General features: G+C 47.4%; 30 protein-coding genes. 10 read left to right on the forward strand and 20 right to left on the reverse strand.

Annotated elements, in window-relative coordinates; all coding sequences use genetic code 11:
- Nucleotides 1-88 precede the first annotated feature (88 nt).
- The gene (locus NJR55_RS00415) at nt 89-913 is read left to right on the forward strand and encodes a hypothetical protein (protein ID WP_253616820.1); all 825 of its coding nucleotides are present in this window, start codon (nt 89-91) and stop codon (nt 911-913) included.
- Nucleotides 914-996: 83 nt separating this feature from the next.
- Here NJR55_RS00415 and NJR55_RS00420 read toward each other — a convergent pair whose 3' ends face one another.
- From NJR55_RS00420 to NJR55_RS00475, 12 genes are all read right to left on the reverse strand, one after another.
- Entirely contained in the window at nt 997-1,551 is a 555-nt protein-coding gene (locus NJR55_RS00420) for a YaeQ family protein (protein WP_253616822.1), read from the reverse strand.
- Between the two features lie 49 nt (nt 1,552-1,600).
- Complete coding sequence (locus NJR55_RS00425; RefSeq protein ID WP_253616824.1) at nt 1,601-1,981, reverse strand: hypothetical protein; 381 nt, start codon at nt 1,979-1,981, stop codon at nt 1,601-1,603.
- A 50-nt stretch (nt 1,982-2,031) separates the two neighbouring features.
- Nucleotides 2,032-2,523 (reverse strand): DUF6985 domain-containing protein, encoded by a 492-nt coding sequence (locus tag NJR55_RS00430; RefSeq protein ID WP_253616826.1) that lies wholly within the window; start codon nt 2,521-2,523, stop codon nt 2,032-2,034.
- Between the two features lie 42 nt (nt 2,524-2,565).
- Nucleotides 2,566-2,886 carry a hypothetical protein gene (locus NJR55_RS00435; RefSeq protein WP_253616828.1) on the reverse strand — a complete coding sequence of 107 codons (321 nt, stop codon included), beginning with the start codon at nt 2,884-2,886 and terminating at the stop codon, nt 2,566-2,568.
- A 193-nt stretch (nt 2,887-3,079) separates the two neighbouring features.
- Nucleotides 3,080-3,625, reverse strand: a complete 546-nt coding sequence (locus NJR55_RS00440) for an AAA family ATPase (protein ID WP_253616830.1) — start codon at nt 3,623-3,625, stop codon at nt 3,080-3,082.
- A 43-nt stretch (nt 3,626-3,668) separates the two neighbouring features.
- Nucleotides 3,669-4,199: a hypothetical protein gene (locus NJR55_RS00445; protein ID WP_253616832.1), complete on the reverse strand. Its 531-nt coding sequence runs from the start codon at nt 4,197-4,199 to the stop codon at nt 3,669-3,671.
- Nucleotides 4,200-4,225: 26 nt separating this feature from the next.
- Nucleotides 4,226-4,708: a GNAT family N-acetyltransferase gene (locus NJR55_RS00450; protein ID WP_253616834.1), complete on the reverse strand. Its 483-nt coding sequence runs from the start codon at nt 4,706-4,708 to the stop codon at nt 4,226-4,228.
- Between the two features lie 65 nt (nt 4,709-4,773).
- Nucleotides 4,774-5,508 carry a carbon-nitrogen hydrolase family protein gene (locus NJR55_RS00455; RefSeq protein WP_253616835.1) on the reverse strand — a complete coding sequence of 245 codons (735 nt, stop codon included), beginning with the start codon at nt 5,506-5,508 and terminating at the stop codon, nt 4,774-4,776.
- Nucleotides 5,509-5,568: 60 nt separating this feature from the next.
- Nucleotides 5,569-5,949 carry a helix-turn-helix domain-containing protein gene (locus NJR55_RS00460; protein WP_253616837.1) on the reverse strand — a complete coding sequence of 127 codons (381 nt, stop codon included), beginning with the start codon at nt 5,947-5,949 and terminating at the stop codon, nt 5,569-5,571.
- Between the two features lie 600 nt (nt 5,950-6,549).
- Complete coding sequence (locus NJR55_RS00465; protein WP_253616839.1) at nt 6,550-7,017, reverse strand: DUF4262 domain-containing protein; 468 nt, start codon at nt 7,015-7,017, stop codon at nt 6,550-6,552.
- Nucleotides 7,018-7,126: 109 nt separating this feature from the next.
- Nucleotides 7,127-7,510, reverse strand: a complete 384-nt coding sequence (locus NJR55_RS00470) for a hypothetical protein (protein WP_253616841.1) — start codon at nt 7,508-7,510, stop codon at nt 7,127-7,129.
- 73 nt (nt 7,511-7,583) lie between these two features.
- On the reverse strand, nt 7,584-8,051 hold the full coding sequence (locus NJR55_RS00475) for a hypothetical protein (RefSeq protein ID WP_253616843.1): 468 nt from the start codon (nt 8,049-8,051) through the stop codon (nt 7,584-7,586).
- 404 nt (nt 8,052-8,455) lie between these two features.
- Here NJR55_RS00475 and greB point away from each other — a divergent pair, with 404 nt between their 5' ends.
- Both greB and NJR55_RS00485 read left to right on the forward strand, forming a co-directional pair.
- The gene (gene greB / locus NJR55_RS00480) at nt 8,456-8,935 is read left to right on the forward strand and encodes a transcription elongation factor GreB (protein WP_253616845.1); all 480 of its coding nucleotides are present in this window, start codon (nt 8,456-8,458) and stop codon (nt 8,933-8,935) included.
- Between the two features lie 63 nt (nt 8,936-8,998).
- Entirely contained in the window at nt 8,999-11,329 is a 2,331-nt protein-coding gene (locus NJR55_RS00485) for a Tex family protein (RefSeq protein ID WP_253616847.1), read from the forward strand.
- Nucleotides 11,330-11,348: 19 nt separating this feature from the next.
- Here NJR55_RS00485 and NJR55_RS00490 read toward each other — a convergent pair whose 3' ends face one another.
- The 3 genes from NJR55_RS00490 to NJR55_RS00500 form a co-directional block, all read right to left on the reverse strand.
- The gene (locus NJR55_RS00490; protein WP_420844448.1) at nt 11,349-12,107 is read right to left on the reverse strand and encodes a putative metalloprotease CJM1_0395 family protein; all 759 of its coding nucleotides are present in this window, start codon (nt 12,105-12,107) and stop codon (nt 11,349-11,351) included.
- Nucleotides 12,108-12,176: 69 nt separating this feature from the next.
- Entirely contained in the window at nt 12,177-12,494 is a 318-nt protein-coding gene (locus tag NJR55_RS00495) for a flagellar basal body rod C-terminal domain-containing protein (RefSeq protein WP_011233541.1), read from the reverse strand.
- Nucleotides 12,495-12,615: 121 nt separating this feature from the next.
- Nucleotides 12,616-13,755, reverse strand: coding sequence for an acyl-CoA desaturase (locus NJR55_RS00500; RefSeq protein ID WP_253616852.1), 1,140 nt, complete (start codon nt 13,753-13,755; stop codon nt 12,616-12,618).
- Nucleotides 13,756-13,908: 153 nt separating this feature from the next.
- Between NJR55_RS00500 and fabR the strand changes: the two genes are divergently transcribed.
- Both fabR and NJR55_RS00510 read left to right on the forward strand, forming a co-directional pair.
- A complete protein-coding gene (gene fabR / locus NJR55_RS00505; protein ID WP_253616854.1) occupies nt 13,909-14,529 on the forward strand; it encodes an HTH-type transcriptional repressor FabR in 621 nt (206 codons plus the stop codon).
- A gap of 39 nt (nt 14,530-14,568) precedes the next feature.
- Complete coding sequence (locus NJR55_RS00510; RefSeq protein ID WP_253616856.1) at nt 14,569-16,587, forward strand: S9 family peptidase; 2,019 nt, start codon at nt 14,569-14,571, stop codon at nt 16,585-16,587.
- A 68-nt stretch (nt 16,588-16,655) separates the two neighbouring features.
- On the opposite strand, the gene NJR55_RS00515 is transcribed toward NJR55_RS00510, so the two are convergent.
- From NJR55_RS00515 to pckA, 3 genes are all read right to left on the reverse strand, one after another.
- Nucleotides 16,656-17,861: an ABC transporter permease gene (locus NJR55_RS00515; RefSeq protein ID WP_253616859.1), complete on the reverse strand. Its 1,206-nt coding sequence runs from the start codon at nt 17,859-17,861 to the stop codon at nt 16,656-16,658.
- Nucleotides 17,858-18,802: an ABC transporter ATP-binding protein gene (locus NJR55_RS00520; RefSeq protein ID WP_253616862.1), complete on the reverse strand. Its 945-nt coding sequence runs from the start codon at nt 18,800-18,802 to the stop codon at nt 17,858-17,860. Before NJR55_RS00520 ends, NJR55_RS00515 begins: the two co-directional genes overlap by 4 nt.
- Nucleotides 18,803-18,901: 99 nt before the next feature.
- Nucleotides 18,902-20,503: a phosphoenolpyruvate carboxykinase (ATP) gene (pckA, locus tag NJR55_RS00525; protein WP_253616863.1), complete on the reverse strand. Its 1,602-nt coding sequence runs from the start codon at nt 20,501-20,503 to the stop codon at nt 18,902-18,904.
- A gap of 207 nt (nt 20,504-20,710) precedes the next feature.
- Between pckA and NJR55_RS00530 the strand changes: the two genes are divergently transcribed.
- Nucleotides 20,711-22,030, forward strand: coding sequence for a sodium-dependent transporter (locus tag NJR55_RS00530; RefSeq protein ID WP_253616864.1), 1,320 nt, complete (start codon nt 20,711-20,713; stop codon nt 22,028-22,030).
- A 6-nt stretch (nt 22,031-22,036) separates the two neighbouring features.
- Here NJR55_RS00530 and coaD read toward each other — a convergent pair whose 3' ends face one another.
- Nucleotides 22,037-22,537, reverse strand: a complete 501-nt coding sequence (gene coaD / locus NJR55_RS00535; protein WP_011233533.1) for a pantetheine-phosphate adenylyltransferase — start codon at nt 22,535-22,537, stop codon at nt 22,037-22,039.
- A 177-nt stretch (nt 22,538-22,714) separates the two neighbouring features.
- Here coaD and NJR55_RS00540 point away from each other — a divergent pair, with 177 nt between their 5' ends.
- Genes NJR55_RS00540 through NJR55_RS00555 form a run of 4 tightly spaced genes read left to right on the forward strand, consistent with a single transcriptional unit; the run spans nt 22,715 to nt 26,100 of the window.
- The gene (locus NJR55_RS00540) at nt 22,715-23,905 is read left to right on the forward strand and encodes a glycine C-acetyltransferase (RefSeq protein ID WP_253616865.1); all 1,191 of its coding nucleotides are present in this window, start codon (nt 22,715-22,717) and stop codon (nt 23,903-23,905) included.
- A gap of 10 nt (nt 23,906-23,915) precedes the next feature.
- The gene (tdh, locus tag NJR55_RS00545; protein ID WP_011233531.1) at nt 23,916-24,941 is read left to right on the forward strand and encodes an L-threonine 3-dehydrogenase; all 1,026 of its coding nucleotides are present in this window, start codon (nt 23,916-23,918) and stop codon (nt 24,939-24,941) included.
- A 7-nt stretch (nt 24,942-24,948) separates the two neighbouring features.
- On the forward strand, nt 24,949-25,272 hold the full coding sequence (glpE, locus tag NJR55_RS00550) for a thiosulfate sulfurtransferase GlpE (protein WP_253616866.1): 324 nt from the start codon (nt 24,949-24,951) through the stop codon (nt 25,270-25,272).
- Nucleotides 25,273-25,275: 3 nt separating this feature from the next.
- Complete coding sequence (locus NJR55_RS00555; protein ID WP_253616868.1) at nt 25,276-26,100, forward strand: rhomboid family intramembrane serine protease; 825 nt, start codon at nt 25,276-25,278, stop codon at nt 26,098-26,100.
- Here NJR55_RS00555 and NJR55_RS00560 read toward each other — a convergent pair.
- Nucleotides 26,094-26,492 carry a flagellar basal body-associated protein FliL gene (locus NJR55_RS00560; RefSeq protein WP_253616886.1) on the reverse strand — a complete coding sequence of 133 codons (399 nt, stop codon included), beginning with the start codon at nt 26,490-26,492 and terminating at the stop codon, nt 26,094-26,096. The genes NJR55_RS00555 and NJR55_RS00560 overlap by 7 nt on opposite strands.
- Nucleotides 26,493-26,526 lie beyond the last annotated feature (34 nt).

Consider the following 26,526-nt stretch of genomic DNA (forward strand, 5'->3'; position numbering starts at 1 on the left):
ATACGAACCTTAACGCTTTCTTAACTTTTACTTTCAACTACGCTATGTGAATATACATACTTAAATTTTGTTTCGAAAGGATTTTGAAATGCCAACAAAGCTTTTTGGTCTTATTTTAATGAGTACGGTTTTAATCGGTTGCAACGACTCTGATTCAGAAACGGAAGTTAAAGAGACTCAAGTTCAGAGTAATGAAAGTACTATTGAAGAAGTTAATAACGAACCAGAAACCCGTACTATTCAAGTATCCGGCACGGTTGTATTTGAGGAGAGAGTCGGCAATGTGGAAGTCTGCGCCGATTTAAAAAGAACCCTCGCATGCAGCTCAAAAGATCCTAAAACTACAACCAACCCCGACGGCAGTTACGAGCTCAGTTGGGAATCCGAAGCTCCTCACCTAGGTTACAACTTAATCGCATCCTGGCCTAGAAAAGACCCTTTACCTAAAATTACAGAAACGCTGGCTCCGTATTGGGAAACCGTAGCCGTTGGAGCCCGCGACATCTACGACGGTGTTATCAACCCGCTGACCACAGCGGAACTTTCAGTAGAGCACGCGATGAGTATGCGAGATTACACCGATCAGGAACTGCAGGAAGGCCTCGACGAGTTACGTGAAATTTATGCGGACATCTATGATTTGCCAGCTAACGAAGTTTATACCAAGGTAGCTGAATCAGACCGGTACGCGGACACAATGGCGATACAAAGCAGACTTAGCAGTCACACTATCGGCATAGTCACAGACCCTTTAGCGCCAGCTCACGTAGCACGTAAGCTTAAAGACGAGATGCTGGATAAAGTCGACGCAGAAAACACCTCTGTTCAGCGGTACTTTATACGGAACTCCAAAGACATCAAAAAGCGAGTCCGCGAAACACTGATTGAACTTGGCTACTTGACTAAAAGTTAACGAAATGACGCTGCGCGGCTTTGCAGTGCATTCAAAGCCGCAACGAAGAACCACTCCGCCACTTATTTGTATTGCACATCAACCTACAGCGACGCCTCGGGCATTTCACCATGCCAACACTCAAGCGCAACAATCATCTGTTCATCACCATCACTGATATACAGCTGACCATCGCTTATCATTACGCCCCAGTGTGTTGAACGATGTAATTTTTCAGCAATTTCCGCTAGCTCATTTTGCGGTAAAACAAACACATTCACGTTGTTTAAATGGGCAAACTTCGGTAGCACTTTTTCTCGCCACAAACGCGCATTGCCATACACAACTACGGACATCTTCGGTGCACGTCGACTGGCTTTAATAACCCGCGCAGCATCCGGTAGGCCAACATCAATCCAATGCTGAATTTCACCGGTGAGATCTATTTCCCAGAGTGCCGCTTCATCGGTATCGGATAGCCCCCTGCCAAAGGAGAGTTGCGGATGATAGAACATCGCATAAGCCAGTACTCGTGAGGCTAGACGCAGCTCTGTCTCAGATGGATGGCGTGCAACAGTAAATTTCACACTCTCGTAAACATCGCGATCAGTATCTGATATATCCAGTGAGATTTTATAAGGAGTTGCCTGTAATGCCATTTGGGTACCTAAGTGTTTTCGTGTTCGTATTAACCATTTAAGCCATTGGTTATAAGAGTATAAGTGCACATAAACTGCTTATACTGAATACGATACCAACGGTTAAGCCAAAAATAAGATACCAGTACGGTATAACCAATGCTTCTGCCCCATTCTTCACTTCAGGTGACTTTGACACAAGATAAGAGCCGTACGCCCAGCCAAGAATATTATATGCTACGTAGAGAGAAGGAATTAATATCTGGAAGTGTGAGAACTCTAGCGTAAAAAAGGCAATGATAGAAACAATAACCCATAAAAACTCAATAGTGGTTGTGAACGACTGTATTTTGTTTGTCCAGCAAACGCCTTTGGCTTTATATAAAACAACACCATCAACAATTACCGCTATTCCTACAAAGACGCTAACTAAGAAGTACAGCTCTATCATTTTCTAAATTCTCCTAACGCCCGCTATGCCTGAGATTGTTAGCTGCTCGTTTATTCGAAACGAAAGTGCACAGAGTTTTCGCCTGCTTCAAGTAGGCGCCAGCTTTCAAATTTGATCCCGACGCCATGCTCAACTTCCCACTTAGCCCAAAACCCCATGCCGAAAGTTCCTAGATCCTTCCAGGAGGGAATAAATAAGCTCTGATAAAGCATAACTGGGGCTAAGTCTTCAGCAGAATTGACGAGAGGAGCATGCACATCGGGGTCTTCACCCCACTCTTGAAAAGCTCTCCGATATATGTCGACATTTGCCTGGTAGTCGATAGAGATTCGCTCGACGGCTTGCCGATGAATGGTATCAATTTGTTCAAGATAACCCAGCAGCGTCTTCTGCTGACTCTCCGTCACAGCTCTCTTCTGCCCCACAAAGCAGACTTCTATAGATTCTTTTTGTCGCAAGAAGGGCACGTGCAACTCACCAACTAGCAGGTCGTCTTCCTTTCGAAGTCCCTCAAGCCACTCAGCAAGGTTTTCTAACTGCACAGACACTCTCCTTTCAGCTCAGGTCTCAACCACTCGAACTTGCTAAGTTTTGTATTGCGCAGAACGGTAATCACCAAATGATTGTTTAAGAGCCCCATTAATAAAGTCGCAGACTTCCTCTAGACTTACCTCTTTTTCCAGAAACTCGCTCAATTCTTTTGCTATAGAGTTGATTTGCTCAATGCTTGCGTTTTCTATGTCATGCTTTTGAAATTCGTTGCCAAATGCATCGGTAAGTATTTCATAACCATCTTGGTTGCAAAGAAGCTCTATATTATTGGGTACGGCATCATTGACTCTGTTGATAAACCCATCACAGACCGAATGGACCATGTCATCGTGGTTATTAAATCCGTTTACCATATTCGTACTATCTCTCCGGGAAACTTGACGTCCGCGGCTCGCGCAGCTTTGGAATAGTAGCGAAGCCGCAACGGAAAAGCCATTGCCAAGCCTGCCTTTGCTAACTCTTTACAAGCCACTTAGCTAACTCAATTTCGTTGGCAATTGCTAACACTTGCTACAAGTTCACGATACTCAAGATTAGAAGCGACCCTTACCTGGCAGTTGTTAAAGTATTACCTACGGCTTCCAGAATAAATGAAACGCGCTTTTCAACAGAACTACGCGGCACTTCCAAGGTTTCGTAACCCCATTCCAGATACCACCTCTTCATACCTTCGTACACTGCAACAGCTTGTTCAAACGTTTGATCGCGCTCTGCATCAGTGACGTAAATATCCTTCCACGGAGGCAGAAGAAAAATAGTTCTATTGTAAGGAAAGTCATGAATATACTGTTCAGCTTGCTTTTGGGTCAGTGCGTTTTCCGCATTAAGCATATACAACGCGTCCAGCACACCTCTATCAAAGAATGTGTGGCAGCCGCTATCTGCCTTTCGATATTTATCGATATCTGCACTTAGTATTTCCTGAGCAAACAAGACCGGTTCCGGACGAGCCGACAACCCCGCCGCTAACCGCTCTTTGATTATCTTCCGGCCAGACTCTGGTGCGAAATTGTATCCACACTCGGCAAGAGCAGTAAGGATTGTTGTTTTGCCAGCACCGGGGCCGCCGGTAATTACGAATCGATTGTTCATCTCCCCCCTAACGCCATCTGCAATGCTCGGTTATGCGATATAATCAAACGTCTTCGGAAAAGTGACGACTGCAGTATCCATTTAGGTCAGCTCCTCCCTCTCTTGCCAGAACACAGTCAATCCATGCCTCCCGCTCGAAAGACAGCACCTTCAGTTCCCACACGCACGCACCGATTCCTGTGTGGGCCACGTCCGCAAATTCCGGGTTTTCGGTATCACGGGAGAAGTACACATGGTGTTGCAGCATATTTTCGCCCGTCCACCAATCAAGAAGCACAAAACATCCTTCGCGTGCTTCGTGTACGATCATGATACCCACACCATAACGGTCAAGAGAGTCGAACAGCACGTCACCGTCATCACTGACGGCGCTTCCGTCGAGTTGTACAGGAGGTGTTGGTAAAGCCTTGCTAGCAAGATCGATTGCGCTCTGCACGAGCGTCGAATTCGGAGTCTCGCCTTGTGCTGAAATGCCATAGATCTTGACGCGCCATCCATCGATAGTCGCGAGTTCGAGAAACCGGATTGGTCGTGTGGCATAAGAACCCGCAAAATCGAGGTCAACGTTTTTCATAAAATGGCTCCCATAGTATAGAGCTGTTAAATACAGGCGAATTCTTCAAGTGCTTTTCCAGCCAAACGATAGCCTATCCATTCATTTTGAGGTTCCGCACCTATTGAATTATAGAACTGTATCGCGGGTTCATTCCAATCAAGTACGCTCCACTCGAAGCGACCACAGTTTTTCGACAATGCAATTCTTGCAAGGTGCTTCAGAAGAGCTTTCCCAGCACCGACGCCCCTGTGCTCAGGAGAAACATACAAATCCTCAAGATATAACCCATGCTTACCGAGCCATGTTGAGAAATTGAAAAAATAAACCGCAAAACCAATGGGTTCGTTATTGAAGTGACAAACAATGGCATTAGTGGTCGTTTTGTCGCCAAATAAAGAATTTTCTATATCAGCGACTGTAGCCAATACTTCATTCTCTGCTTTCTCATAAGCCGCAAGCTCCGTAATAAAACGATGAATCAGAGCCGAGTCTTCAATTGTGGCTTGACGAATTTCTATACCTGACATTTTATACTCCTGTTTCTATCGATATTTAACGTCGCAATCAGGCGTCTGTCCCGTGTATTGCGGCGTTAGCAAGTTTTTTTCACGCTAGCACTTCCACTCTGGGTATCCAGAACAACTATTCCCTCAGACTCTTCATCTATCTGAGCAAGGAATTCCCCTCGAATGTTCCAGACTGCCGACTGACCGACGCTAAGAAAATCGTCGCTCGGCCCGACACAGTTAGCCATGATTACAAACATATTGTGGCTTCGAGCAACAATGGGATAATGCTTCATTGCTTTGGCTACTCCCCCAGCAGGTTTTGCGACACTGGCCAGATATATATCAGAAGATAAGGCGGCTGCATCGTTAGCATGATCCATTTGAAGTGATTCGTAACAAATGGCCGGCGTTAACTTGAAGCCCTGCCTCTCAAGCAAAAGCTGCCCATGACCCGGCACGAAGTAGGGATTCTCATCCGGGTGAAGTTGTTGTTTTGCGTATAGGCGCCGAACTTCACCAGGCGTAAACCAAACCATTCCGATATACACATCAGAACCAGCAATGATCGGCATACCGACACCTATAATCAGATTGTAGTTATTGCTGCACTCTTGAAAAAGATCAAGTCGCTGGTCGCCTACTTCGATAGCATGAGAGTCAGCGAGTCGTGGTTCAAACCCTGTGAGCGAAAGTTCAGGGAAGAATAACACATCTGCTCGTTCGGTAACCGCCAGTTCAATCAGCTCAAGATGCTTATCACAGTTAGCCTGGAAATCACCTGCTATTGGTCGAAATTGAGCGGCACACACCTTCATCATCGAACTCCTGCCCAATCTGGCTCTGTTTCAAAAACTTGCTGAAGCCTCTGGTTATTACATTTACAGCTCTCCATCATTTCGGAGCTTCCTGATATCGTTCGATATTGTTTTTTGAGAATACATTGTTTTTTCAGCTATTTGCGTTTGATTAAGACCTTCTTGCACCAGACTTTTTACTGTGGTACGCCTCTGTTGGGCAGGTAATTTCTGGATATGCTCAGTAGCGGTTTTTGTATAGCCGTCAATTGCTTTTTGTGTTTGTATGACCCTTGCTGCTCCGTCTGAGGAATCTGCCTTCACTGTGATAGAACCATCGCTAGTTTGGTTGATCTCGTACCGGCTTACAGTTCCGGCCTCAATTGCACTGGCAAGGGTCCGTAGGGTGTTCGCCACATTGGTTTTTGATTGAACCATTAGTTCATTCTGAGGCTTATCTGACATTGGTAAAGCTCCACTAGATTGAAATGGGTGTGGAGCATATCAGCACCTACTAGTAATTACTAGCATTTCTTATGAAGACACCAAAGGGTTCAGTCTAGGTCAAAACGCCGCTCAGCACGCGCGGTTACGGAATGGAGGCGCAGCCGCAATGCAGTAGCCGTCGCCGTGACTGGCATGGTTAGAAATCCCTGCCTCAAAGCTCTAATTCTGACTTCGGAACGAACTTCCCGGACATAGCCTCGGATACGTATTGTGTGCCCTTAGCGGAAGACTCTACAGAAATTACCAAAAGGTGATCGTCGGGCGTTTGTTTGGCTCGCTCTGAAAAACTATTTCGTATTCTCTCCGGTGCTGTCTTGAGGTAATTCTCGGCCCGCCTTGAGACCTGAAAATAGCTGCAATTGGAGCACTTAAAGTATTTAACATTCCCAGCATCGACACAGTAGAACTCAGCGGCGGATGAACAAAGTGGGCAGTCTTGATTCGCGGTGTCACGCATTTATTTCCGAGCTCCTCTGATTTCTAACGTAGCTATAAAAGGCGCGTGTTAGCGCGTCCAGTGAAGGTCGTTTTTGGCCGGAACGTTTTTTGATAGCTTTGTTAAATTTCATTTAGCACACCACTCTCAGTAAGGATTGGTTGTGCTGCCCATTGATAGAATTCTGATTTATCCTCGCTCCACGTCCACACGCCATCAGTTGTAGGCCAAACCATTTGTAGCACCTCAAACTCACCTCCGTCGTGCAGCCAAAACCCCCAACCGAAATACTCTTTGTAGTACTTCTTTGCTACTTGAACAAAGCATACGTCGAAATTTCCTAGAAAGTCAGGGTAGAACTTACCTGGTTCAAAGACCTCGCCAGAAAGAAGACGGTCTTTGTAATTATTTGCCATGGAATGAGCTAGCTCTGTTTTAAGGCCCATAATCACTACATCAGGTTTGTTTTGCTTCTTATTGATACCGATAGAGTAGGTAAATGAAGGCTCTCCTTCAGCTTCTGCGACGTTGAGTACATGGCATCCGTACTCTTCGATATCACTTAATACTTTTCTATCTCTATCGTCCAAATCGATACTTCCTCGAAATTTAACGCCTCGTTAAGAGGCAATAAAGTAGTTGGCTAAATTAGCGACGAAAGAGCAAAAGCCAACTGTTTTTGTCCTTTTAAACGACTCATTAGCAGTACATTTTGCCAACAAGATCGCCATAGCCCCAAATAACAGTACCTGAAGCTAACAATATGAACTCGACTCTATCGTAAAGGAGCCTATTATTGCTGCGCATGGTGTCCATTATATCGTGTAACTCTTCAGCTTTTTCACCAAATTTTTTATTTACTGCTGACTTTAAAAGAGTCAGGTCACTATCAATTTTACCTTTGTAGTCTAGCCACACAATGTAAACACCATAGACAACAATAATTGACCCGCTTCTTGAAAACCAAGACCAGTCACAGGTAAAAACACTAGGTAATACACCAAAGAAAACTACTATAAAAATAGCTTTGATTGGTATTTTCCAATGCTCATCAAGATCTTTGATTTTATCGATGATATTCATACTGCGATTTTGCCCGTACTGCTAACGCTAAGCTAAGCGGCGCGCTTCAGCGCGTCCTTGCTTGAGCGTTTTGTTATAACTCTTTAAACACTAATTTATTCAATTCTTTTGAATCAGAACACCATTTTTGAGTCCGTCCAAAAAGACATATTTGTTTTTTAGGAAAGTAATCACTTGGATTACCAAATTCAATATCAATAAACGATTTCGCTGGCAAGTATGCTACAGAAGTTGTTTTAAGTGTTTCTGTAGGTTTTAAATTTTCATAACCAACAGGGTGTGTTGTTCTAAACTGGTCATTCAAGTCTTTATCTGAATCAACAGAGAACGCAGTCATAACCCCCCCTACATCACCGCTATTAGTAACTGTAAATGTACATGATTTGTCACGGCACCAAATATCGACTAACTCTAATTTAAAATCTTTTTCAAACATTTTATTCCACGCATATTTAAATCCATCTACAACTGCGGTTCCAACACCTGCCGCAAAAATAACACCGAAAAACCATGCCATTTTTGTTGGTTTGTATTCTGACACCTAAACTCTCCTTGAGTTATAACATTTGTATATTGTGCGTTCATTGAATTGCTGTTTTTTTCTTTGCAACCCTTTAATAACCCGTTCTATTTTTCAAAAAAACCACCAAAAACAGACAAACTAATTCGAGCATGCTCATTTTTGATCTCACGAGTGCGCAATATCTAACTTTTTGTTTTTATTATGTAGTTGACATTAAACGAGTTAAATACCCAATACAACAATAAACTATGCAATATTACTGACAACAGAGCGTTTCAAGTTAACTTAAAAGTGCTGATTAAATTCGCCTACGCATTTACTATCAAAACTTACATACCCTTACCAATCTACCATTCCCCTCGCTGCAATAACCCAGTAAAATCCCCATCTATAATTCAACGCAGGCAATAACGAATCAGCGTATGAAAACCAATTTAATTACCCGTGGCGGTTATGAAAAGTTGCAGCAGGAGCTTGAACACCTTTGGCGTGTAGAACGTCGCGAAACGGTGGAGAAGGTTTCCTGGGCGGCGAGCCTCGGTGACCGGTCTGAGAACGCAGACTACAAATACAACAAACAAAAGCTACGCAAAATTGACGGCCGTATTCGCTACTTAACCAAGCGTCTGGAGCAGGTGAAGGTGGTGTATTATTCGCCTCAGCAGGACGGTAAGGTGTTTTTTGGTGCCTGGGTGGAAATTGAGGACGAGGACAAGAATGTTCGCGCCTTTCAAATTGTCGGGCCAGATGAAATTTATGATCGCAAAGACGCAGTGTCTATTGACTCACCCATGGCGCGAGCCCTGCTGAAAAAGCAGGTAGACGACGAAGCGGAAGTTAACACACCACAGGGTACTAAGACCTGGTTCATTAATAAGATAAGTTACCAACAGCCCGCGTAGCCAATTCGTGATAGTATTCGTCCCCATTATTTGTCGTAAAGTTTCAAAACTAAGAGATGTACTATGAGCCAGATACCGCAAATACTTGCTAATGAACTGAAGGTTGATGAACGCCAGATTTCGTATGTTATCCAGTTGCTGGATGAAGGCTCAACGGTGCCCTTTATTGCGCGCTACCGTAAGGAAGTGACCGGCGGCTTAGACGACACGCAATTGCGTCAGCTGCATCAGCGCCTGAACTACCTGCGCGAGCTGGATGACCGCCGCCAGGTGATACTCAAGTCCATTGACGAGCAAGGCAAGTTAACCGACGAACTGGCTCAGAGCATAAAAACTGCTGACTCTAAAACCGAGCTGGAAGATTTATACCTGCCCTACAAACCGAAGCGCCGCACTAAAGGACAAATTGCCATTGAAGCAGGGCTTGAGCCGCTGGCAGACTTGCTGTGGAAAGACCCAACACAAAACCCGGAACAGGCTGCAGCCGAATACATTGACGCTGACAAAGGTTTTGTTGATGCGAAAGCGGTACTCGACGGTGCCCGCGCTATTTTAATGGAGCGCTTTGCCGAGCAGGCAGAGTTACTAAAACGCTTACGCTCACACTTATGGCAGAACGCGCACTTAACCAGCACCGTGGCTGCCGGTAAAGAAAAAGAAGGCGCGAAATTCCGCGACTACTTTGAATTTTCTGAGTTGTTTAAAACCATCCCCTCGCACCGCACGCTGGCATTGTTACGTGGTCGTAACGAGGGCTTTTTGCAGCTTTCAATGGATGCCGACCCGGGCAGTGAAGACAAGACCGCTGGCTCACATTGCGAAGTGATTATCGCCGACTTCCTGAACTTTGAGCATAAAGGCCGCGCAGCCGATGACTGGCTACGTCAGGTTATTCAATGGACCTGGCGGGTGAAGCTGTCGCTGCACATGGAAACCGAGCTAATGGCTCGCGTACGCGAACGCGCTGAGGAAGCAGCGATTCAGGTATTTGCCAGCAACTTAAAAGACTTGCTGATGGCAGCGCCTGCCGGTGCTAAAACCACTATGGGCTTAGACCCGGGCGTGCGTACCGGTGTTAAGGTTGCGGTGGTCGACGAAACCGGTAAAGCGGTTGCCACTAACACCGTATTCCCGTTCCAGCCACAGAACCAAATGGATAAAGCCATGCGTACGCTTGCTACCTTGTGCAAGCAGTACAAAGTTGAGCTTATCAGCATTGGTAACGGCACCCACTCACGTGAAACCGACAAAATGGTCGGTGACATGCTCAAACAGCACAGCGACATTAAAGCCACTAAAGTCATTGTGAACGAAGCCGGTGCTTCGGTTTACTCAGCGTCTGAACTGGCTGCGCAAGAGTTCCCGAATATGGACGTGTCGCTACGTGGCGCGGTATCCATTGCCCGTCGCTTGCAGGATCCATTGGCGGAACTGGTTAAAATTGAACCAAAATCTATTGGTGTAGGTCAGTACCAGCACGATGTTAGTCAGTCGCAACTGGCGCAAAGTCTTGATGCGGTGGTTGAAGACTGCGTAAACGCCGTGGGTGTGGATGCCAACATGGCTTCTGCCGCGTTGCTTCAGCGCGTATCCGGTTTATCGAAAACTCTGGCGAAGAATCTGGTTGAACACCGCGATGCGCATGGTGCGTTCCGTAACCGCAAGCAATTGCTAGATGTTGCGCGCATGGGACCAAAAGCCTTTGAACAGGCGGCGGGTTTCTTACGCATTAGTAACGGCGAGCAGCCACTGGACGCCTCTTCGGTTCACCCCGAGGCCTATACTGTGGTTGAGCGCATTGCTAAAGAGAACTCGCTACCGGTACAGGAACTTATTGGTAATCAGCAACTGATTAAAAACCTAAACGCTAAAGACTACACCGACGAGCGCTTTGGCTTACCAACGGTTACCGATATTTTGTCCGAGCTGGAAAAACCCGGCCGCGACCCGCGTCCTGAATTCAAAATGGCAGAATTTAAAGAAGGGGTCGAGAAAGTCAGCGACTTAAAGCCCGGCATGTTACTGGAAGGTGTGGTAACTAACGTGGCGAACTTTGGTGCCTTTATTGATGTTGGCGTACATCAGGATGGTCTGGTGCACATTTCAGCACTGGCGGACAAGTTTGTCAGCGACCCGCGCGAAGTGGTTAAAGCCGGCGACATTGTAAAGGTAAAAGTGCTGGAAGTAGACATTGAACGTAAGCGTATTGGCTTAACTATGCGTTTAAGCGATGAAGCCCCAACCAATAATGCAGGCAGCGACAAGCCTAAAACGAAAACCGGAAGCGGGCCTAAGAAAAAGCCTTCAGGTAACGGTGGTCGTGCGCCACAGCCACAAAATTCCGCTATGGGCAGTGCACTGGCAGATGCCTTCGCAAAAGCGAAAAAAGATTAAACAGGAATAAAAAAGGGAGTTAAGCGGTAGCGCTAAATGAGTCCACGGAAGGACGAACGCGCTTATCGTAGAAAGAAGCTATCATCTCGCCTCGTTCAGGCGACGACAATGTTTTTTTACCCTGCTCTTCAGGCGCTACATCCGACGACGCTGACTGGCTCTCGCCTTCACCCTCTAAGCTTTTATTAAATGGCGCATTAATACTAATATCAGGACTGCGATTTTCGCCATCTTCTTCACCCGACTTTATCTGTTGCTGCGCCAGCTCTGCGCGCGCCTGAGTAGCTTTATTAGCCGCTTCGGCAGCAATTGAACGGTCGGCAGCAGAAGGTTGTGCTGGCGCTAATGCCGCACGACGCACTACCTGCATTTTTTGAATGGTCGCTTGAGGGTCGCCATTAACCGGGCTGACATCTATTTGAACTTCGCCGCCCACAGCATAAGACTTACCGTCAGGTCCACGTTCATATTCATAGGAAGGAGAACCAGCATACTGACCGCCAACCGCCGCGTGGGCTTGTTCATGTACACGCACTTCCTGATCGCGGCTTTTTAGTTCATCGACTTTTAAAACTTCTTCTTCACTGAGCTTCTGCTGATTCTTTTCAGCATTATCAGTAACTTCTTTACTAGCTTTGTCGGTGGCTTTTTTGTTGTCAGGCTTACCGTCTGCTTTCGCGTCAGGTTTTCTGTTGGCCTGGGTATCAGCTTTATTACTAGATTGATCAGATTTGGCAGGTTCATTCACCAGCGGCCGCTGCAAATTATCCCTGTTCATCGACTCCGCAGGTGGTGCCGACGTTACAGGAATAGGCGGTAACGCTGGTGAGATATTCATACTAGAACATTAAGCGCTGGTATCAATCATTGTGCCCAACATCTCGTCGGCAGTTTCTACCGTACGGGTGTTTGACTCAAAGTTGGTCTGCCCTTGGTTTAATGAAACTAAAGAATCAGTTGTGTTGGCAGCCGTAACGCTTTGGCTGGTTTCTGACGCGGTTTCAGTTGCGGCCTGGGCACCATTTGCAACGGCATTACTTTGCTGCTGAACATCATTACGACCCGATGTTGAAGCAGACGCAATTTCCTGACTCGCTTGTGATACCTGCTGGTTTGCACGTTGCATACCCTGCAGGCCTGAGTTCATTGCTGCACCAATTTCCATCGTTTCCTCCCACACACTAGGGCGTGTTACTACGAATGTATTTGCCAGTATCGGTCATATTTTAAACATTATCAAGTACCGACAAATACCATTCGTCGCAAATTTAGCTTCTTAGTAACAACTACGCATGCTGCTGAATTTGGTTTAACAGTGCTTTCCAGGAGCGCTTTTGCATTTCCAGCGAAGCTTTCATTTCATCAACCTGACGCTTCAAAGCATCAATATCAAGGTTCACATGCTCTTTCAGTGCTTTTGTTCTGGTATCCAGCAACTTCTTGCGCGCCTGATAATAAGCTTTCAGCTGCTGACCAAGCTTGTCGTAGTGCTCCTGAGCTCTTTCGAACAAAGATTCCGGCGCCGCCTGAGCTTTCAGCTGAGCTCGTTTTAACTGCATTTGCAGTTTTGCCCGTTCTACCTGATACGGCGAGCTACGCTTCAAGTTTTTCGCCAGACCCAGCCACTTACTGGCTACGATAAGCCATTTGGTTGGGTCGAACTGCCACCAGCGAATACCGTTACGATAATCCGCAGCAAAAATGTGGTGGTAATTATGGTAACCCTCGCCAAACGTCAGAAACGCCAGCACGCCATTGTCACGCGCAGTGTTTTTGTCGGTATAAGGCTGTTTACCCCAAATATGCGCCAGCGAGTTAATAAAGAACGTGGTGTGGTGGTTTAGCACCAGGCGCAACACGCCAATAACCAACAATCCTGCCCACACGTCGCCCAGCATGAAACCGGCGGCAATTGGCCAGCCAAAGTTCACAAACAGGGTTAGCGGCAGGTAATGCTTGTGCTGCCACATAACAATTGGGTCTTTCTGCAGGTCTTTAACGTTATCGTAGTCAGTATAACGGCTCGCCTGATATTCACGGATCATCCAGCCAATATGCGAGTACCAGAACCCGCGCTTAGCGGAATACGGGTCTTTGTCGTTGTCATCAACGTGCTTGTGGTGCTCACGGTGGTCAGAAGACCAGTGAAGCGCACTGTTCTGCAGCGCAACCGCACCGCCAATGGCAAAAATAAAACGAATTACCGGGTTTGCATCGTATGTACGATGCGCCCACAGGCGATGATAGCCCGCAGTAATAGATAAGCCGGCGAAACACGCCGTGCCCAACATAACCCACCAAAACGCGGCACCAATGCCAACGCTGTAAGCGTATAAAGGTACACCAACAATGGCGACAATAAAGGTAATAGAGAACACCAGGGTGTTTAACCAGATGATGGGGGGCTTTTCAGAAATCTTTTGCATGCATATAACCTAAAACATTCAAATAAAGGCAGGCGTCTAATAGCGTACACCTGTACGCTGAATGTACGTGTTTCGTGTTCAAATTACAAGCGGTAAAAGTGTAAAAAGCTGTGTTATCATTCTTAATATACACGCAAAGATGACTATACGACTATGGCCGGAATTCGCGCAAAGCAAAAAGAGAAAACCCGACAGGCGTTAATTAACGCGGCAATGAACCAATTAAGCGCCGAAAACGGTTTCTCCAGTTTAAGCCTGCGCGAGGTTGCCCGTGAAGCCGGTATTGCTCCTACTTCTTTTTATCGACATTTTCGCGACATGGATGAGTTAGGACTCACTTTGGTGGACGAATGCGGTCTGGCTTTACGCCAACTATTACGCCAGGCGCGTCAGCGCATTGAATCCGGCGGCTCAATTATTCGGGTATCCATTGAAACTTTTATGCAGTTTGTCGCAGACAATACCGCTACCTTCAGGCTGTTGTTGCAGGAGCGTTCAGGCCGTTCACGCAGTTTTCGTTTGGCGGTAGTGCGCGAAATAGACCATTTTAAGGCCGAACTGGAAGACTATTTAGTCAACGAACAGTCGTTTACCCGTGAGCTGGCTGAGTTACAGTCGGACACCATTGCCAAAATTGTATTTAGCGCCGGAGCCGACTGTTTCGACGTAGATGAAGAAGAGCGCGAAATTATTACCGAGAAAACGATTCTGCAAGTTCGCTTAGTTGCCCGAGGCGCCGAGGCGACTCGCCGGTTACTAAAACGAGAGTCATAAAAAAACAATTTTAATCAGAACAAGAAACTGGAGAACATTATGCTTTTACGTGCTGTAGGCGGTATGGCATTAGCAGTCTTGGCGGCAGATATTGATGCCCGTGAGATGACGCTAATGGAAACCGTAACCACCAAAGCCATTCGTTCGGCTCAATTGTCGCCGGATGGTCAATTTACAGCGGTTATCCGCTCAACACCCCGAACTCCGTACGAAGATGACGACGGCTCCAGCTACAGTGAGTTAGTGCTTATTAACACTGAAGGCGAAGAAACGTCTTACCTGAGCAAAGACAAAAAGTTCGGCCGAGTCAGCTTTGGTCCGCAAAGCGAATACCTGTACTTTACCGCAAAAGAAGAAGGCGATGAGTATCAGGAGCTGTATCGCATGCCTGTGAACGGCGGCGGCGTTCAGTCGGTGTTTGAATTTGACGGCAATATTGGCGGCTACGCTCTGAGCGATGACGGCCAGCAGCTGGTGTTTTTATCTTCAGGCGCGAAAGACAGCGATGAAGAAAAGCTCGAGAAGAAAGGCTTTAAAGCCGAAGTTTACGAAGAAGACTTAACCTATACTCAGGTTTACCATGTTTCATTGGGTGAGGAAGACGCAGAAGCCAAAGCGGTTACCGCCGAGGACCAACACGCGCTTTCGGTTAGCTTCCACCCGAATAACGAGCAGCTACTGGTTCGTACCGCACCAACTTCGCTTATTGATGACAATTACATGAGCAGCCAGTATCAACTTATTAGTCTGGATGGTGAAGTAGTCACTTCTTTTGAAAGTGAGGGTAAGCTTGGTCGTGCAGAATTTTCACCGGACGGTCGTTATTTGGCCATGACCCGCGCTGCTGACTACAACGACCCTTCTGCTGGTTCTTTATTTGTTTACGACACTCACGAGCAAGAGCACCGCAACGTGTTGCCTGACTACAAAGGCGCAGTCAAAGACTTTAGCTGGCGTACCGATGAAGAAATTATCTGGCTGGGTCATCGTGGCACCGAAACCGAAGTTCAGGCATTAACGCTTAAGTTTTTAGAAAGCCGCAGCCTGTTAGAGTTGGGTGAAGCCATTTTCACCAGCCTGGACGGCGAAGCCGGTAAGTCAGAATTTGTACTGACAGGTCACCGCCCAAGCCACCCGAGCGAAGCCTTTAAATACAGTAACGGTCGACTGGAGCGTTTAACCGATTCAAACCCCTGGCTGGCCGATATTGACATGCCACGCCAGGAAACCATGACATACGAAGCGCGCGACGGGCTTAAACTGGAAGGCATTGTGGTTTACCCAACCAACTACGAGGAAGGTAAAACCTACCCTCTAATGATGGTGATTCACGGTGGTCCTGAATCGCACTACAGCAACGGCTGGTTAGATCGCTACGCATCGCCGGTTAAACATGCTGCAGCTAAGGGCTATGCTCTGTTCTTCCCGAACTACCGTGGCAGTACCGGTCGTGGTGTCGAGTTCTCTAAGCTGGGTCAGAATGACTACGCTGGTAAAGAGTTCGACGACATTGTTGATGCGAAAAAACATCTGGTCGAAATTGGTTTAGCCGATGAATCAAGCGTGGGTATTACCGGCGGTTCATACGGTGGTTACGCATCGGCCTGGGGCGCAACGGCACAGACCGAGCACTTTGCTGCCAGTGTTATGTTTGTGGGTATCAGCAACAACTTATCTAAGTTTGGTACCACCGACATTGCCAAAGAAATGCACGCCGTGCATGCCCGCAGCTATCCGTGGGACAAGTGGGAATGGTACTTAGAGCGCAGCCCAATTTACCACGCAGAAAAGGCACGTACGCCAATTCTTATTATGCATGGTAAAGAAGACACTCGTGTACACCCTTCACAATCCATGGAGCTTTACCGTTACCTGAAAACTCACGGCAAGGTACCGGTTCGTCTGGTGTTATACCCCGACGAAGGCCATGGTAACCGCAAAGTGGCGGCACAGCTGGATTACAGCATGCGCTTAATGCGTTGGATGGATACTTTCCTGGTTGAAAAAGCCGAGGAAAAACCCTCGTTTGAACTGCCGCACGCTGAGCAGCTGAAGTAAAGCAGACTCTAATAAAAAGCCGGGATACTTCATTCGAAGCTCCCGGTTTTTTTGTCTCTGCAACTTTGTTATTTACCCGAAACGGCCTGCCAAATTTCCTTCCAGCCAGGTTCTTTTCCGTAATACTGAATACCCATGGCGAATAATCTGCCCGCCACGTTACGCATCCAGTATACAAAAGCCGCCAGTAAGACCAGACTCAGCATCCATTCCCACACCGCGACATCCGTTTGCAACAAACGCGCCGGCATCATGGCAAAGGAGCTAATAGGCAGAATGCTCATTACGGTAGCTAAGGTCGAGTCTGGCGCACTTACAACACTAAAGCTTAGAAATATTGGCAACATCGGTACCAGCATCACAGTACTGCGTGACGAGTGGTTAGGGTCATCAATGGTTGCGGAAAAACCCGCTAATAACGCATTAATTAAGACCGTGCCCAATAAAACAAAGATAATGCTCAACAGACCGGTACCAATTCCCCAGTCCAGACCGGAGCCGCTCTTATCGGAAAACGCGGCAATGACAAGGCTCACGCCCAAAATCATTAAACCAATAAAGAGCATTGACTTAATACTGTGCAAAGTAATACCGATAATTTTACCGTCCATCCACTGTGTGGGAGTCACAATGGTCAGCAATTGCTCGGTAACCCGTTGTTGCTTCTCGGCGGTTATGGACATCATCATCAAACCGAAGCCAGTAAAAACCCCGACCATTATGATCACCAGTAACATACTGGCTGAGCCGTCGTTAGCATCATCAATGGAAGCCTCTTCACTTTCTTCAATAGCAAAAGTAATGTCCGGCTTCTCGTTAATTACTGCTTTTTGTTCAGGCGCCAGAGGCAACTGCTGAATACGCAAGTCCTGCAATTGTTGCTGAAGTTCACTGCGCAGCTCCTGTTGCCAGGTCTGAGACTTCTTAACCCAGACTTTTGCGGTTAACTCAGGTGTTATGACAATTAGTGTGTCTAAGTCTTCCGGTAGCTGCGCTTTCCATCTTTCCACTTCCATAGTGCCAGCACTACGAAGGTTTAAGTCTTTTGGTGCCTCAAACTCCCAAGACTGTGGCTTGCCTTCTTCATAGAAAATAGCTCCGTGATATTCATCTGACAAAAGCTGGGCTATTGCGCCCCAGCCAGTGCTCACGGCAAAAATCCCGACCAAAATCACAAGTGATAAAAGCTCCTGCTTCCACTTAAAGAAGCGCTTAAACTCCCACCATGAAATGGCTTTCAACTGCTTAAAATAACCCGGATTCGTCTGTTTCATGACTGCGCCTCCTTGCTGTTTCTCTCACCACTCGCCTGCCGACGAATCGTATCCAGATATAAATCGTGTAATCCGGGCTGAATTGGCGCAAAAGCTTTAATCGATACCCGCTGCGCAAGTGTAGGCCACAACTGCTCTATACCGGCATCAGCATCAAAAGTTATCTCCACTTGTTCTTCACTCACCTTGCGCATGGACTCTATTTGCTCCACGCCCTGCCAGCTGTCCAAAGCAAGTTGAGCGTTGGTTGTTACCCGGTAAACCGGCTTGGGCAGCAAAGTATCGCGTATCTCCTGCAAGCTCCCCTGAGCTACCGCGCGTCCTTTATTCATGAGCAGCATAGTATCGGCTAAGCGTTCAACCAGCTCCATTTGATGCGCACTTAACACCACAGTTTTGCCTCGCTCGCGCAACTCGTTTAAAACCGTCAGCACGTGCTCCTGGTTTACCGGATCTAAACCCGAAAAGGGTTCATCCAGAATCACCAGTTGAGGGTCGTGCAGCAGCGTGGCAATAAGTTGTACTTTTTGCTGGTTTCCCTTAGACATCTGACGCAAGGGCTCATCTTTGCGATCAGTCAGCTCGAACCGCTCCAGCCAATTATCAATATCGCTGCGTATATCGCTCAGCTTCAACCCGCGCAAACTGGCAATATAACTCAGATTATCCAGTATGGTTCGATCCTGATACAAACCGCGGTCTTCAGGCAGGTAAGCAAAGTCGTGATAGGTCAGCTCAATACTCTCGCCGTTGTTCTCAACGAGGATTTCTCCTTCGTCGGGCTGGGTCAGGCCAACCAACATACGAACCAGCGACGATTTACCGGCACCGTTGGGGCCGAGCAGAGCCTGTATCTTGCCGGGCTGAATATCGAGGGAGATAGCGTCTACCGCCGTTACGGTGCGGTAACGCTTAGTGACATTATTAACTGAAAGGCGCATGTTATTTTTCTGTTATTTGCTTGAGAAGCGCCTATCTTAGAAAGACAAAGGGCCCGTAACAAGTGTTACGAGCCCTTTAATTTGTTTCAAACTATGAATTTACAGCTGAGGGCCTGCGGCAACCAGTGCTTTACCGTTATCGGTGTCAGTAAATTTCTCAAAGTTTGCGACAAAACGTTCGGCTAAGTCTTTCGCCCGAACGTCCCACTCACCGTCATCTTCGTATGTTTTACGCGGGTCAAGAATACTGCTGTCTTCAACGCCGGCCAGCTCAGTTGGCATAGCCAGGTTAAAGTGAGGCAACTGCACAAATTCAGCGTCTTCAATTGAACCATCTAAAATGGCGTCAATAATAGCGCGCGTCGCTTTAATAGAAATGCGCTTGCCAGTGCCGTTCCAACCGGTGTTAACCAGGTAAGCTTCTGCGCCAGCCGCTTCCATACGCTTAACTAAAACTTCCGCATACTGCGTTGGATGCAGACTTAAGAACGCCGCGCCAAAACAGCTCGAAAAAGTAGGTGTTGGTTCGGTTACACCACGCTCAGTACCGGCTAATTTAGCAGTAAAGCCGGACAAGAAATGATACTGCGCCTGTTCTTTAGTCAGCTTAGAAACTGGAGGCAATACGCCAAAGGCATCGGCTGTTAAGAAAATCACTTTCTTCGCATGACCCGCTTTAGACACCGGCTTAACAATGTTCTCAATGTGATAAATAGGGTAAGACACGCGAGTGTTTTCAGTTTTTGAGTTGTCGTCAAAATCAACGACTCCGTTGTCATCGACAGCAACGTTTTCTAAGAGCGCGTCACGGCGGATAGCGTTGTAAATATCGGGTTCCGCTTCTTTCGACAAGTTGATGGTTTTTGCGTAGCAACCACCTTCAAAGTTGAATACGCCGTCGTCATCCCAACCGTGTTCGTCGTCACCAATGAGTGCGCGTTTCGGGTCAGTTGACAGGGTCGTTTTACCTGTACCTGACAAACCGAAGAAAATAGCCACGTCGCCTTCTTTGCCAACGTTGGCAGAGCAATGCATAGAAGCAATGCCTTTAAGCGGCAGGAAGTAGTTCATCATTGAGAACATACCTTTTTTCATTTCGCCGCCGTACCAGGTGCCGCCAATTAACTGAATTTTTTCAGTTAAGTTAAAGGCCACAAAGTTTTCTGAATTCAGGTCCTGTTCCTGCCACTTAGGATTAATGCACTTGGCACCATTCATAACAACGAAGTCTGGCTCAAAGTTTTCCAGCTCTGCTTCGCTTGGGCGAATAAACATGTTTTTCACGAAGTGCGCCTGCCATGCCACTTCGGTAATGAAGCGAACTGCAAGACGAGTGTCTTCATTAGCACCGCAGTAGGTATCAACCACAAACAAACGTTTGTGCGACAACTGCTCAGTAACCAAACCTTTCAGTTCATTCCAGGTTTCGGTCGACAGTGGTTTGTTGTCGTTTTTGCCTTGATCAGCCCACCAGACGGTATCGCGAGTTGTGTCATCGCGGACAATGTATTTGTCTTTAGGGGAACGTCCGGTGAAAATTCCGGTATCGACAGCAACCGCACCCAGGTCCGTTACCGTTCCTTTTTCATAACCTTGCAGGTCGTCGCGAGTTTCCTCTTCGAATAGCAGGTCGTAGGACGGATTATGGACAATTTCTTCGACATCTGTGATGCCGTAGCGGCTCAGATCCAGATTAGGCATGACGTAAGGCTCCTGAGATTACGGTCGTTCGTTAACGTTAACAGCAGCAACACAGCGTAAAAAATCCTGTTTTACAGTTTGGTTACTGGCTAATTTTCAGGGCGCGAATATTAACCTGATTGTGTAAAAAAAGATAGGGCAAAATTTTGCCAGTTCGTTAGAATGCCCGCCTGACTTTTGTAAGCAGCAGCGGGTTTCTGATCATTTATGCGTGACTCCTTTCACAGCCGAATTGGCTTTATATTAGCAGCGGCGGGCTCTGCCGTTGGCCTGGGAAATATTTGGGGCTTTCCGACTCAGGTTGCCAACCACGGCGGCGGCGCGTTTCTGTTGGTGTATCTTTGCGTAATCTTTATACTTGCCATACCCGCTTTGTACAGCGAAATGCTGATAGGCCATAGTGCGCAGGCGAACCCCGTTCGCTCCTTAACGCAGCTGTCTGAAGGTCGCGCACGCCCTATTGGCCGCTTAATGGGTTACCTTAATGTGCTGGGCTCCTGCTTAATGCTCAGCTTTTATCATGTTGTTGCCGGCTGGATGCTAGTTCACGCTTTAGGCTTTCTGGCTCGTGGCTTTGGTATTGAAGTTGCTGCCGAATTTTTGCTGAACAGCTCACTAACCCGCGACTTAATTTTCACCGCTGTATTTTTATTAGCCACCGCTTACGTGGTATTTCAGGGCGTTGAAAAGGGTATAGAGCGCTGGTCAAAACGTCTGATGCCTACCTTAGTCGTTTTACTGGTGGCGCTAATTGCCTACATGCTGACCTTACCCGGCGCTGACGAAGGTCTGAAGAAATATCTTGTCCCGGACTTTAGCCTCATGACCGACACCAGCATTTTAGTGGCGGCTATGGGTCAGGCGTTCTTCTCGCTCTCTATTGGTTTGGGCGGCATGATGATATACGGCTCCTACCTGAAGCCCGGTGCTAACTTAGGTCGTTTAAGCTTGTCCGTAGCGGCACTGGACACCTTTATTGCGTTTTTAGCCGGGTTGCTCATTATTCCTGCTCTGTACGCGGGTATTCATCTCGGCGTTAATGTCGGCGAAGGCTCTAAACTGGTTGGCGAAGGCCAGCTCATTTTTGCGGTACTGCCAGAGCTATTTAACAGTATGGGCATTGCCGGACCTTTTGTGGCTTTTGCATTTTTTATGTTGCTGAGTATTGCCGCTCTAACCTCGACCATTGCTCAGGCCGAAGTACCGGTGTCTTACTGCATAGAAGAGCGCAAACTGAAACGGCCAGTGGCAACAGCTCTGTCACTGAGCGTTATTGCGGTGTTTTCGCTTTTGTTAATACTGTTCTTTGAACCGCTGTTTGGCTGGGTTGTTACTGCGGTCACACAGTTCCAGTTGCCGCTGTCAGGCCTATTCTACTTGCTGGTGGTGGGCTGGTTATGGCACCGCAGCAATCACCTGAAAGCTATTGCTGCGGGCAGTGTCGGCTTAACCTTATTACGCTGGCATATCCGTTATTTATGTCCGGTACTGATGAGCATCGTGTTTTATCACGTAGCCTTTGGTTAAGCCGGGTTAACTTTTGCCCGGACGCTTACCAGAAAACTTCTGTTCCAGTGCTGACGCCACCCGGGCGTCAGTAAAACCGGATACATCGCCGCCATGCAGCGCCACCTCTTTTACCAAAGAAGAAGAAATAAACGAGTTTTCCTCGGCCGGCGTCAGAAACACGCTTTCCAGATTGGGCGCCAAACGTCGGTTCATATTGGCTAGCTGAAATTCGTATTCAAAATCAGACACCGCACGTAACCCGCGAATAAGCACTGTTGCTTCGTACTCTTTGGCAAAGTTCACCAACAGCCCGGAAAAGCCAACAACAGTGACATTATCGAGGTTTTCAGTCACTTGCTGTGCCAGCAAAACCCGCTCTTCCAGACTAAACAGCGGCTTTTTACTGGGGCTTTCTGCAATACCTACAACAATTTCACTGAACAAGTTGGCGGCTCGTTCAATTAAGTCGGCGTGGCCATTTGTAATAGGATCAAAGGTTCCCGGATAAATTGCTCGACGGTGCATAGAGTCTCCTAAACCGTTATTTGTGCAAGCACTTTATTTGCACGCTTTTCATTTGGCCTAAAGAGTACACGCAAGTGCACACTAAACAAAAGCCCGATATTCAAATTAAGGATGCGAGTTGCGACTAACATCAGTAAACTAGAGGGTAACTTACGTTTTCAAATAGTGGAGTAAAAAATGAGCTCAGCCTTTTATCAGCAACTGGCCGACCAACTGGCCGAAACCAAAGCCGAAGGCCTGTACAAGAAAGAACGTATTATCAGTTCCGACCAAAGCTCTGAAATTACGGTGAATAACCGCAAGGTACTCAACTTCTGCGCGAACAACTATCTGGGTCTGGCCAACCACCCGGACCTAATTAAAGCCGCTAAACAAGGCCTGGACGAACACGGTTTTGGTACGGCTTCAGTGCGTTTTATTTGTGGCACTCAGGACATTCACAAAACGCTGGAGCAAAAACTGAGCGAGTTTTTAGGTACTGAAGACACCATTTTATATTCATCATGCTTTGACGCCAACGGCGGTTTGTTCGAAACCCTAATGGGCCCGGAAGACGCCATTATTAGTGACGAACTCAACCACGCCAGCATTATTGACGGTATTCGCTTAAGTAAAGCGAAACGCTACCGCTACAAAAACAACAATCTGGAAGACTTAGAAGCACAGCTGAAACAAGCTGACGCAGACGGCGCACGCCACAAGTTAATAGCAACCGACGGTGTGTTCTCAATGGACGGCGTTATTGCCAACTTAAAAGGCATTTGCGACCTGGCCGACAAATACGACGCGTTAGTCATGATGGACGACTGCCATGCCACCGGTTTCTTAGGTGAAAATGGTAAAGGTACACATGAATACTGCGATGTTATTGGCCGTGTTGATATTATCACCGGAACCTTAGGTAAAGCGCTGGGTGGTGCTTCTGGTGGCTATACTTCAGGAAAAAAAGAAGTCATTGATTGGTTACGCCAGCGTTCACGCCCTTACCTGTTCTCTAACTCAGTAGCACCGGCCATTGTGCAGGCGTCTATTCGTGTACTGGATATGCTGGCAGAAGGCGGCAAGTTGCGCAGTCAACTGTGGGAAAACGCCAGCTACTTCCGTGAGCAAATGACTAAAGCAGGCTTCACCTTAAGTGGCGCAGACCACGCCATTATTCCGGTGATGGTCGGCGACGCCAAACTGGCCTCTGAAATGTCAGACCGCCTGTTAGAAGAAGATATTTATGTGATCGGCTTTTCCTTCCCTGTCGTTCCTAAAGGCAAAGCTCGTATCCGCACGCAGATGTCTGCGGCACACACACGTGAACAACTGGATCGCACCATTGAAGCTTTTACCCGCATTGGTAAAGAGCTGGGTGTGATTTAAGGAGTAAAAAATGAAAGCTTTATCAAAACTGCACGCAAAACCCGGCATTTGGATGACGGACGTTGAAAAGCCGGAGTGCGGCTACAACGATTTGCTGATTAAAATTAAGAAAACCGCCATTTGCGGTACCGATGTTCACATTTATAAATGGGACGACTGGTCGCAGAAAACCATTCCTGTGCCTATGGTGGTAGGACACGAATACGTGGGTGAAGTTGCCGCTATGGGCGACGGTGTTCGCGGCTTTGAAATTGGTGACCGCGTATCTGGCGAAGGCCACATTACTTGTGGTCACTGTCGTAACTGCCGCGCCGGCCGTCGCCACTTGTGCCGCAATACCTACGGTGTGGGTGTGAATCGTCCGGGTGCTTTTGCAGAATACTTAGCACTGCCAGCTGAAAACGCCTTTAAACTGCCAGACGATGTCACAGACGAAATGGCAGCCGTATTTGACCCGTTTGGTAATGCGGTTCACACCGCGCTGGCTTTTGACCTGGTAGGCGAAGACGTGCTGATTACCGGTGCGGGCCCTATTGGTATTATGGCTGCAGCCGTTGCCCGTCATGTTGGCGCACGCCACGTGGTGATTACCGACGTAAACGAATACCGCCTCGACTTAGCTCGTAAAATGGGGGTGACCCGCGCGGTTGACGTTAGCAAAGAGAAACTGTCCGACGTAATGACTGAGCTCGGCATGAAAGAAGGCTTCGACGTGGGCCTGGAAATGTCCGGTGTTCCATCTGCGTTTTCACAAATGCTGGAAACTATGAACCATGGCGGCAAAATTGCCATGCTGGGCATTCCGCCAGAAAACATCGCTATAGACTGGAACCAGGTTATTTTCAAAGGCTTAGTCATTAAGGGCATTTACGGTCGTGAGATGTTCGAAACCTGGTACAAAATGGCCAGCTTGCTGCAGTCGGGGCTGGATATTTCGCCTATTTTAACGCACGAAATGCCTATTGATGATTTTGAGAAAGGCTTTGAAACCATGATTTCAGGCCAGTCCGGCAAAGTCATACTGAACTGGGATTAACGCGTAAATGAGCAATCATCAGCTAATGGAATTACCCATCGCCGTTGAGCATTGGCAAAATGGCGATGCGGTTTTTGTTGATATCCGTGACCCGCAGTCATTTGCTGCGGGTCACATTCCGGGCTCTCAACACCTGGATAACAGCAACCTGCCGCAGTTCCTGAGTTCGGTTGATAAAAACCAAAAAGTGATTGTGGTTTGCTACCATGGCATTAGCAGTCAGGGTGCTGCTGATTACATAGCAGGCAACGGCTTCACTGATGTACACAGCATGGATGGCGGTTACACGGCCTGGTCCATGTCTTTTCCTGAACATACCGAAAGGGAGTAAACCATGCGACGATTGCTCAGCAGCCGCGACTCAGACTGGATGCACAAGCTGTATCAGTATTTACGTCAGCAAGGCATGCCAGTCAGCGTTACCGAACGCGGTGAGCAATTGGAATTATGGTTACATCAGAGCAGTTATGAAGCTGCCGCTAAAACACTGATTCAACAGTTTAAAGATAACCCAGAGCTTGCCGCTGCGCCCGTTCAAGCAAAGCGGACTTCGGAAAGAGGCTCATCGTCCTTGTCTTTTAGTTTGCTGCAGCAAAGCGGCTGGCTAACCCGAATTGTCGCAGTTCTGGCGTTGCTGGTATTCGGAATGGTACAAATGTACCCCGAAACCGTACTGGAGACACTGAGGATCAGCCAATATTTTTCGGCGCTTCCCTATGATCAACCCTGGCGCTTTATTACCCCGGTACTGATGCACTTTACGCTCCTTCACCTGATATTTAATATTTTCTGGTGGTGGTATTTGGGCGGCCGTATTGAACGTTCTCTGGGTATATCCTGGTTACTGGCTCTGCTGTTATTCTGCGGTATTGCTGCAAACGTTATTCAGTACCTGTTCAATGGCCCTAACTTTGGCGGGTTGTCCGGTGTGGTCTATGGCTTGCTTGGTTTCTGCTGGATATACAGCTTCAATCGCCCAACGCCTTTGTACCTGCCACCAGGGCTCATTATCTTCATGCTGCTGTGGTTAGTAATTGGCTACACCGACATGCTTTGGATAAATGTTGCTAACGAGGCTCATCTGGCCGGGTTGCTTTCCGGCTGTTTCGCAGGTTTTGTAGTGCGTTGGTTAAACCCTAAAATGCGGCAGCTTCACTGATAAATGTACTTGGTAAAAAGCACGTCGCGGATAACCGGATTACCGGTTTCCTGCAGCATCAGTTCTTTTGCTCTTTCTATACATTTTAAGCGAAGTTGATCGCGTCCCGTCATGGTGCGAACCTGGCGTTCAGTCGCGGTACTTAAAATTGACACGAAGGCATTACGCAATAAAGGCGCATGGTGTTCTACCACACTAACGTAACTGGGGTCCGGCACCATCACTTCAATAGCAACCCGAATAAAGCCCAACCGGTAATCATTACCCTCTTTCAGGTAATTGGTGGTGATATCAGGCTCAAAGCCGTAGTACGAAACGTCGTCTGCCGACGCCACTGTTACACTGCTGAACCAAAGAAAAATACTGGCGAATACTGTTATCAGAAGTTTCATAGCCCTACCCGGCCCGATTGCTGTTCAATTAAGT

The organism is Idiomarina rhizosphaerae, assembly GCF_024159085.1.
Lineage (GTDB): Bacteria > Pseudomonadota > Gammaproteobacteria > Enterobacterales > Alteromonadaceae > Idiomarina > Idiomarina rhizosphaerae.